This is a genomic window from Streptomyces sp. NPDC018947 (assembly GCF_044390505.1).
Taxonomy (GTDB): domain Bacteria; phylum Actinomycetota; class Actinomycetes; order Streptomycetales; family Streptomycetaceae; genus Streptomyces.
In genome coordinates this window covers 47171-54377 of sequence record NZ_JBIRZD010000026.1, presented here as the reverse complement: position 1 = coordinate 54377, position 7207 = coordinate 47171, and the positions used below count along the sequence as shown (strand labels likewise).

Below are 7207 nucleotides of genomic sequence, written 5' to 3'. Positions count from 1 at the left end.
CAGAGCCGCATGGGACAAGCCGGACAGGCCCTCGCCTCAACCGGCTGCACCGATGTGCCTTCACTGCCTCCGGATCTCATTCTGAAACCATCAGTCAGTCGAGGTCAGGTCCGGGGGAACTGCCGGCGCCGCGGGCGTGAAGCACGACCGCCCGACCGAAAGGTAGACGGTCGGGTGGTCGGAGTCTGGCCGTCGCGCCACGGTGGCAGCACCGGAACCACGGCCACTGAGCACCACGTATGGCGTGTCAGCGCTTACGGCCCGCCCGGCTATCAACCGACGCGATCTCGGGCGCCCCGGTTTCCCGTAAGCAGACGAGCGTGACCACCACCAGAATGCCAGAACTACAACGAGGCGAGGTTGTGGTTCTGCCAGAACCACAACCTTAGCGGAGGCCGCGGCGATGAGCCTCGCGGCGGATCCACGCCGCCTTCCTGCCAGCCTCCAACGCACGCTCGCGGGCCTCGCCGGTCAGGTGGTCCGGCAGCGGCCGGGGCGTACCGTCCGGCTCCAGTAGCAGATCAGTCTTGTGCGTGAGCGGCAGGATGTCCGCGCTGGCATAGCAATCCGACCAGCCGATTTGGTGACCCGACGGCGGACAGACGATGTCCGCGTGGGCGGTGGCCAGCAGGTGGTGGGCGGGCTCGCCGCCGAGATCCGTCTCATGCGGTTCCGGCAGCAGACGGGCGATGAACTTGGCGGCGTTGACGCGGCCTATGGTCACGAGTCCTCCCAGACTCGATGCGGTCGAACCCCGACCGCGATAGGCCCCGCGCCTGCCGATGACGGTACAGCGCACGACGGTTCGACGCCCCAGCAACGCCGGGTGCCCCCATTGACGGAGTTTCACTTTTCCTTCACATAGCGGCTATCGTCTTCGCTTCGACAATCAGTCAGGGGGGCGACATGACCAATCCGTACACACCGCCAGCGGCAGGACGGCCCGCGCCGAAGTGGGCCCGGAAGCGCTACGTGCTCCCCGCGCTCGGCCTCGCCTTCTTCCTCGGTATCGGGGCCGGCGCCAGCGACAGCCAGCCGCAAGACGATGCCAAGGCCGTCGCGGCCAAGCCCCAGCCCACCGTAACCGTCACGGCTACAGCGACCGCCACCGCCACGGCGAAACCCAAGCCGGCGCCCACCGTGACGGAGACGGTAGAGGTCGAGGTTACGGAGACCGTCACCGCCGAACCTGCCTACGACACCGGCTTCGGCGGCGGTGGCAGCGACGACAGCAGCGGAGGCGGCAGCGTCTACTACGAGAACTGCGCCGCAGCCCGAGCCGCTGGTGCGGCACCCGTCCACCGTGGCGACCCCGGCTACGGCAGCCACCTCGACCGCGACAACGACGGAACCGGCTGCGACTGGGGCTGACAGGAAAAGGCCCGCCTCGACGGGGGATGCGAGGCGGGCATGCGGCAAGTGTGGCACGACTCAACCCGGCATTGATGCGGCGTCTCTTTCCGCAGCATCCGCTGGTCAGGTAAGAAGCGACTGCTGACGCGGGAGTCTCGGCTTGTTGCCGGGCGAGAAGTCGCGGGGGTGGCGGATGCCGTCGATGCGTGCGGTTCTGGAAGCGAGGCAGACGTGGAAGTGCTTCTGGACGACGGCTACCTCGGTCTCCGGCGTGACCACCCCGGCCAGGCGATCACACCGCCCAGAAAACCGAACAAGATCGCTTTGCCGTACGTACACGCCGTCAGCGAAGAGGCCCGGCACCGACACTCATCGAAGCGCATCACCGTCGAGCATCCGCTCGCCGATCACAAACGTTGGAAGCAGCTGACCCGCTGGACGCACCGGCGAGAGGCCCTGCCCGACACCTACCGGGCCATCGCCGGCCTCGTCTCCGACCGCACCGCCAACGCGTGACCATGACCCTAATCAGGCAACCACGCTCCAACCGCAATCACGCACCAGCTCGTAAGACCGCCACGCGCTGATCATCAAGCCGTGCGCGTCTCAGGGGCGACTGAGAGGGCCGCTCGGACACGTTCCAGCAGTATCCGGTTCTGCTCCAGCCAGTCTTCGGCGACATCGACCGGCACGAGGACTGCAATCCCTGTGGACGGTGAGTCGTGGACGGTCACCTCGAACGGGTCGTTGGGAACGATGTCCATCCAGGCGCTGCGGTCACCGATCGGCCAGTTGGCTCCCTCCTCGGCCTCCAGGGCGTCGAGGCAGCGCTCCCACTCGTCCAGATCCGCGGGGGACACGACCAGGCGGACCCGTCCCTTGACGAAGCTGCTCTGCAGAACGATCTCTGCCTGGTAGTACCGCTCCTCGCCGTTCGTCCAGGGCGCGTCGCATCTCACCTTGACGGTGACGCTCTGACCTTCGTCTGCGAACTGGAACAGCTCCAGCGTCTGCGCGTCGTTGACCACGGTTGCCTCTCGAACGTGTGACGGGCCAGGGTGTCCTGATCCTCTCGCATGCAGGGCTACGACAGCCCGCGGGGCACTGCTGGATGCGACGAACGCCTCCCACGTCAGCTCGCCGGGCAGCCCATTCCCGCCGAACGGCGGCCAGGCCTCACTCGTCGCAGTGCCGCCCCTGCGCCGCTGTCCGCGGGCCCGGTCGGACATCCACGACTCCGGCTGGCGCCGCCAGTCGGAACTCTGCCACTGGCCAGGGACATGCTCCGGGACATCGCGTCAAGGGTCCAGCGGCACGGCGGCGATCTGCGTTATGTCCGCGCACAGGGAGCGTGTGTACTCCTGGCTGATGGGCATGACCGAGATGATGGCAGCCACCACCGAGAACGCCTCCTGGGCTGCGTGTCGTTACGCATCGATGCTGGTGCAGCCGCCTGTCGGTCGCGGCCCCCTGAAAATTGCCGGACACCGGCAATGCGCGAAGGTCCGCCGCGCGTGCATGCTGACGTCTTCGGCAGAACGTGGATGCCGGCACGCTGATGCCGCAGCGGAGGCTGGGAAGGGTCTGCTGGGGAGGGCTTGTGCACCACTAGGGCGAGATCGATGTCTACCTCGGCCTGGATGTCGGCAAGGGTGAACATCACGGCACGGCTATCACGCCGGCGGGCAAGAGAGTGTTCGACAAACCGCTGCCGAACAGTGAACCGAGGCTGCGGGAACTGTTTACGAAGCTGCAGGCCAGGCACGGAACCGTGCTGGTGGTAGTGACCAGCCGGCCTCGATCGGGGCTCTGCCGCTGGCCGTTGCCCGCGACGCGGGCTGCCGCGTGGCCTATCTTCCCGGGCTGACTATGCGGCGGATCGCCGATCTGTATCCAGGCGAGTCGAAGACCGACGCTCGTGACGCGGCGATCATCGCGGATGCCGCCCGGACGATGCCGCATACCCTGCGCGACCTGGCTCCGGATGACGAAACGGTCGCCGAGCTGAACATGATCATCGGTTTCGACGACGACCTGGCCGGCGAGGTGACCCGGGTCAAGAACCGCATGCGTGGCCTCCTCACCCAGATTCACCCCTCGCTCGAGAGGGTACTGGGCCCTCGTCTGGATCATCCGGCGGTCCTGTTCCTGCTGGAACGTTACGGATCGCCCCCTCAGTTGCGGAAGGCCGGCAGACGGCGCCTGACAACGATGCTGCGGCCCAAAGCACCGCGCATGGCCGAACGTCTCGTTGAGGACCTCTTCATCGCCCTGGACGAGCAGACCGTCACCGTTCCCGGCACCGACGCCGCAGCACTGATCATTCCCAGCCTGGCCGGATCGCTGGCCGCAGTACTGGATCAGCGCAAGCTCCTGGCCAGCAGGATCGAGGAACTGCTGGAGGCCCACCCTCTTTCCCAGGTCCTGATCTCGATGCCCGGCATCGGGGTCAGGACCGCGGCCCGCATCCTCGTCGACGTCGGTGACGGCAGCGGTTTCGCCACGGCCGGGCACCTGGCCGCCTACGCAGGCCTCGCACCCGCTACCCGCAGATCCGGTTCGCCCATCCGTAGTGAACACCCTTCCAGGCGAGGCAACCGGCAGCTCAAGCGCGCCTTCTACCTCGCCGCGTTCGCCTCCCTCTCGCAGCCGGACTCACGCGCCTACTACGACAGGAACGACGCGAGGGAAAACACCACGTCGCAGCCCTCGTCTGCCTTGCCCGCCGCCGCATCGACGTCCTCTTCGCCATGCTCCGTGACGGCACTTTCTACCAGCCACCCACCACAGTCACGGCTTGACCAAAACCATAGGGGCACTTTTTAGCGCGGACGTGGGCGGTGTCGAGGACGACGCGGGTGACGTCGACGAGGCCGACGTCGTCGAGCCGGTGCAGCACGGCTTCGTGCAGTCGGCCCCAGACACCGGCTCTGGACCAGATCAGGAACCGGCGGTGGGCGGTCGACTTCGAGATGCCGAAGCAGGGCGGCAGGGCCCGCCAGGCGCAGCCGCTGACCAGCACGTAGATGATGGCGGCGAACAGCGTCTCATCAGGCGTGTCCTGTGTTCCACCGCCCTGTGGCCGCACCCTTGGTCGTGGGATCAGTGGCTTCGCGATCTCCCACAGCCCGTCCGGAACGATCCAACTCCACGTGCCCCGCCCCATGAACGGACCAACGAACCACCACCACATAGGACACGGTCTAAGCTCCCCTGATACACACGGGACAAGGGACCGGTGATGGGACGGGGGCCGGATCCGGCGGCGGCGCACAGCCCTGCGCAATTCATGGAATCCATGCGGCAGTTACGCCGCTGGGCGGACCTAGCTACCGGCAGTTGGAGCGCAACGCCACCGACGCCGGCGACGTCCTCCCGCGCGCGACCATCTCCGCCGCCCTCGCCCGCAACGACCTTCCCCGCGAGGAACTCCTGGCCGCCTACGTGCGGGCCTGCGGCGGTGACGACGGCACGGTGTCCGCCTGGCTGGAGGCCCGTCGCCGCCTGGCCACGTTCGGCACCACAACACCAACGCCCGACTCCGGGAACGACGCGCGGAGCACCGCCCTCCAAGCGGACGACGACGCCCCGCAGTAAACTCCCGCGGGGCGATACGGAAGGCAGCGACGAGAAGCCGAGCCCGGCCGGCGAACAGGTCCCCGCATGAGCTTCGCTATCACTCCGGCCGAACTCCTCAGTACCTTCGGCCTGTCCGGCATCGTGTACTACCCCCGCTACGAATCCCCCGACAACCAACTCGACACACGAACCGCAGACTTCCTCAGCCAGGTTGGCCTCCCACACGACGAGACCTTCAAGTCCAAGGCGAGCGTTGGCCAGGAAGAGTCGATCCTCCTGCCCGAGTGGTTCACCCCCGACGACGGAACCCTGCCCGAAGAATGCCACTCATGGCTCGTCCTCGGCTACTTTGCAGCCTCTGTCATCGCCCTCGAACCTCACACCGGAAAGGTGTATGCCTTCGGCGAAGGCGAACCTCTGGACTCCTACACACAGCTCCATCGAGACGTTGAATCCCTCGTCTACTCCCTGAACCTATTCAAAAGGTTCCACGAACACGAGCGCGGCGACCAGGCCGACATCGACGAGCAAGTAGAGCACCTGCGCGCACGCATCCGCGCTTTTGACGCGACCCCCTTTGAGGACGAACAGTCCCAGTGGAATCTCATCCTCGACGAGGTCATCGAAGGTATCTGGTAAGAAGGGATCGGCCACCGCCCCGCACAATGGCTCCGCTCGGATTCTTCACCTCGGGAATCTATGGGGCCAGTCCCGCCGGCCTCGCGCTTGGCTCCTACAACCTCGACTAGGAACTGCTCGAGGTGTCCTGCCGGCCGCCTCAGACGGATTCGGAGTGGGACCACGGAGCGCTCGTCGGCCAGGTGCGCGTGAGGTGTCCAACCGCATGACGCTAACCTCGGCACTCCGCACCCGACGAACGACGGGTGCGGCCTCGGTATGCCACTGCCGCGGACTTCCAAGGTCCGTTCCTGGCCCGTACCACCCGCCGCTGATGACTGAAGAAGGTCGGGTCACGGGATGCCGGCCACGGGCGTCCCCGCCGCCGGCCCCGGGCTCCTACTGGCCCTGTTGGCGTATGTCGTTGGCGGCTGACGAATCGTGATTCCCTGCGGCATGCCTTCCGCTGAGGTGCGCGCACCGGGGGTACAGCAACGACCTTGACCGGAGTCTGTGACACGCTGTGAAGCATGGGGTGGACTTTCAAGCTGCATGGTGGTGTTACGGCCGGGCTGGGCGCCACGCTTTTGGCGCTGGCCACGCTCACGTGGCTGCCTGGGTCCTTGCCGCTCACAGGCGCGAGACGGTTGGCGGCCGCGATTTTCGCGTTGCTCTTCTTGACTTCTGTGTCTGCCCTGGTGCGACTGATCCTTACGGGCGCGGACAAACGTACGATATGGCTGGCCTTCCGGTGCCTACCCGGCAAGGTGCAGTTGTCCCTCGGAGCGTTGGCCCTGTGGGGGGTGGTGCTGGTGATCTTCAGCACGGCAACGGAAGGGAACCTGCAGTCAGCCGAGGTAAGGGATGGCCGTTATGTCGCCCTCGATACGGCGCCCTATGCACGCGGCACAGTCATGATCTCCCAGAGCCGCTACCAAGATGTCCTGGAGAACGATCTGCGCACCATGCTCGCCATCCCAGCGGTGCTCTCCCTCGGCGCTGCTTATGCGGTTCTGGCGGCCGGAGAACTACGCCGAGCAGACGGCGCTGTGGTCCCGTGCGACGTCAGGTAAGAGCTTCTCCTCGCTGGGAGGCGGGCGGGTTGACGGGCTGGCGCAGGTTGAGGTAGCAGCGTAGCCGCACTCCCGCCTGGCCGGCGTCCCGCGTCGTGCGCTCCACTGACGTCGTCGCCCACTGTGCGGCCAGCGCCGCATGAAAGGCGAAGGCGGTCTCGTCGTCGGCCGCGGCGACGTCGACGACGACCAGGCCGGGCTCGGACACGTGCACAGCGTTGATCGCTTCCATGACCGGCACGACGCACCCCACAGCGACGGCAGTTCGCGCGAGCGTCCGCATTCACCCGAGCGAGCGCCCCGCTCACTGCCGTTCCACCTCGCAGGGCGACGGCCGAGGGGCGAGGTGGCGTTCAGCAGTCCGCAGGGCCGACCGGGGGCGAAGACCGCCCCCATGGCGGCTCGGTCACCGGCCCCCTTACCGAGCCCCAGCACGCTGCCCCTGGGCCGCGATGACCACGCGGGCTCCCTGCGGGCACCCGTGGGCGGGGCGGGAGTTCACCGTCGGGTGTGGCTTGCGTGACGTCCTGGACGCCACGGTCGTGCGGCCTGATGTCGTGGTGGAGGCGATGGTGGACGTCGTC

At 67.0% G+C, this 7207-nt stretch carries 7 protein-coding genes and 3 pseudogenes; 6 read left to right on the top strand and 4 right to left on the bottom strand.

Going from position 1 to position 7207, the window contains the following annotated elements; all coding sequences use genetic code 11:
• Window positions 1-385: 385 nt before the first annotated feature.
• On the bottom strand, window positions 386-724 hold the full coding sequence (locus tag ACH499_RS33685) for a hypothetical protein (protein WP_399020786.1): 339 nt from the start codon (window positions 722-724) through the stop codon (window positions 386-388).
• A 182-nt stretch (window positions 725-906) separates the two neighbouring features.
• On the opposite strand from ACH499_RS33685, the gene ACH499_RS33680 reads away from it, so the two are divergent.
• Both ACH499_RS33680 and ACH499_RS33675 read left to right on the top strand, forming a co-directional pair.
• On the top strand, window positions 907-1371 hold the full coding sequence (locus tag ACH499_RS33680) for an excalibur calcium-binding domain-containing protein (protein WP_356206852.1): 465 nt from the start codon (window positions 907-909) through the stop codon (window positions 1369-1371).
• Window positions 1372-1581: 210 nt separating this feature from the next.
• Window positions 1582-1869, top strand: a pseudogene (locus tag ACH499_RS33675) (hypothetical protein); the annotation flags it as partial.
• A 74-nt stretch (window positions 1870-1943) separates the two neighbouring features.
• On the opposite strand, the gene ACH499_RS33670 reads toward ACH499_RS33675, so the two are convergent.
• A complete protein-coding gene (locus ACH499_RS33670) occupies window positions 1944-2381 on the bottom strand; it encodes a DUF5959 family protein (RefSeq protein ID WP_399020784.1) in 438 nt (145 codons plus the stop codon).
• A gap of 590 nt (window positions 2382-2971) precedes the next feature.
• On the opposite strand from ACH499_RS33670, the pseudogene ACH499_RS33665 reads away from it, so the two are divergent.
• Window positions 2972-4154: pseudogene (locus ACH499_RS33665) on the top strand (IS110 family transposase).
• A gap of 17 nt (window positions 4155-4171) precedes the next feature.
• Here ACH499_RS33665 and ACH499_RS33660 read toward each other — a convergent pair.
• Window positions 4172-4519, bottom strand: a pseudogene (locus tag ACH499_RS33660) (transposase); the annotation flags it as partial.
• A 173-nt stretch (window positions 4520-4692) separates the two neighbouring features.
• Here ACH499_RS33660 and ACH499_RS33655 point away from each other — a divergent pair.
• The 3 genes from ACH499_RS33655 (at window position 4693) to ACH499_RS33645 (ending at window position 6623) form a co-directional block, all read left to right on the top strand.
• A complete protein-coding gene (locus tag ACH499_RS33655) occupies window positions 4693-4950 on the top strand; it encodes a hypothetical protein (RefSeq protein ID WP_399020782.1) in 258 nt (85 codons plus the stop codon).
• Window positions 4951-5016: 66 nt separating this feature from the next.
• Complete coding sequence (locus tag ACH499_RS33650) at window positions 5017-5571, top strand: SUKH-4 family immunity protein (protein ID WP_399020779.1); 555 nt, start codon at window positions 5017-5019, stop codon at window positions 5569-5571.
• Window positions 5572-6080: 509 nt separating this feature from the next.
• The gene (locus tag ACH499_RS33645) at window positions 6081-6623 is read left to right on the top strand and encodes a hypothetical protein (RefSeq protein ID WP_399020777.1); all 543 of its coding nucleotides are present in this window, start codon (window positions 6081-6083) and stop codon (window positions 6621-6623) included.
• Here the strand turns inward: ACH499_RS33645 and ACH499_RS33640 are convergent.
• Entirely contained in the window at window positions 6616-6855 is a 240-nt protein-coding gene (locus tag ACH499_RS33640) for a DUF6207 family protein (protein ID WP_399020775.1), read from the bottom strand. The two genes, ACH499_RS33645 and ACH499_RS33640, sit on opposite strands and share 8 nt — an antisense overlap.
• Window positions 6856-7207: the final 352 nt, after the last annotated feature.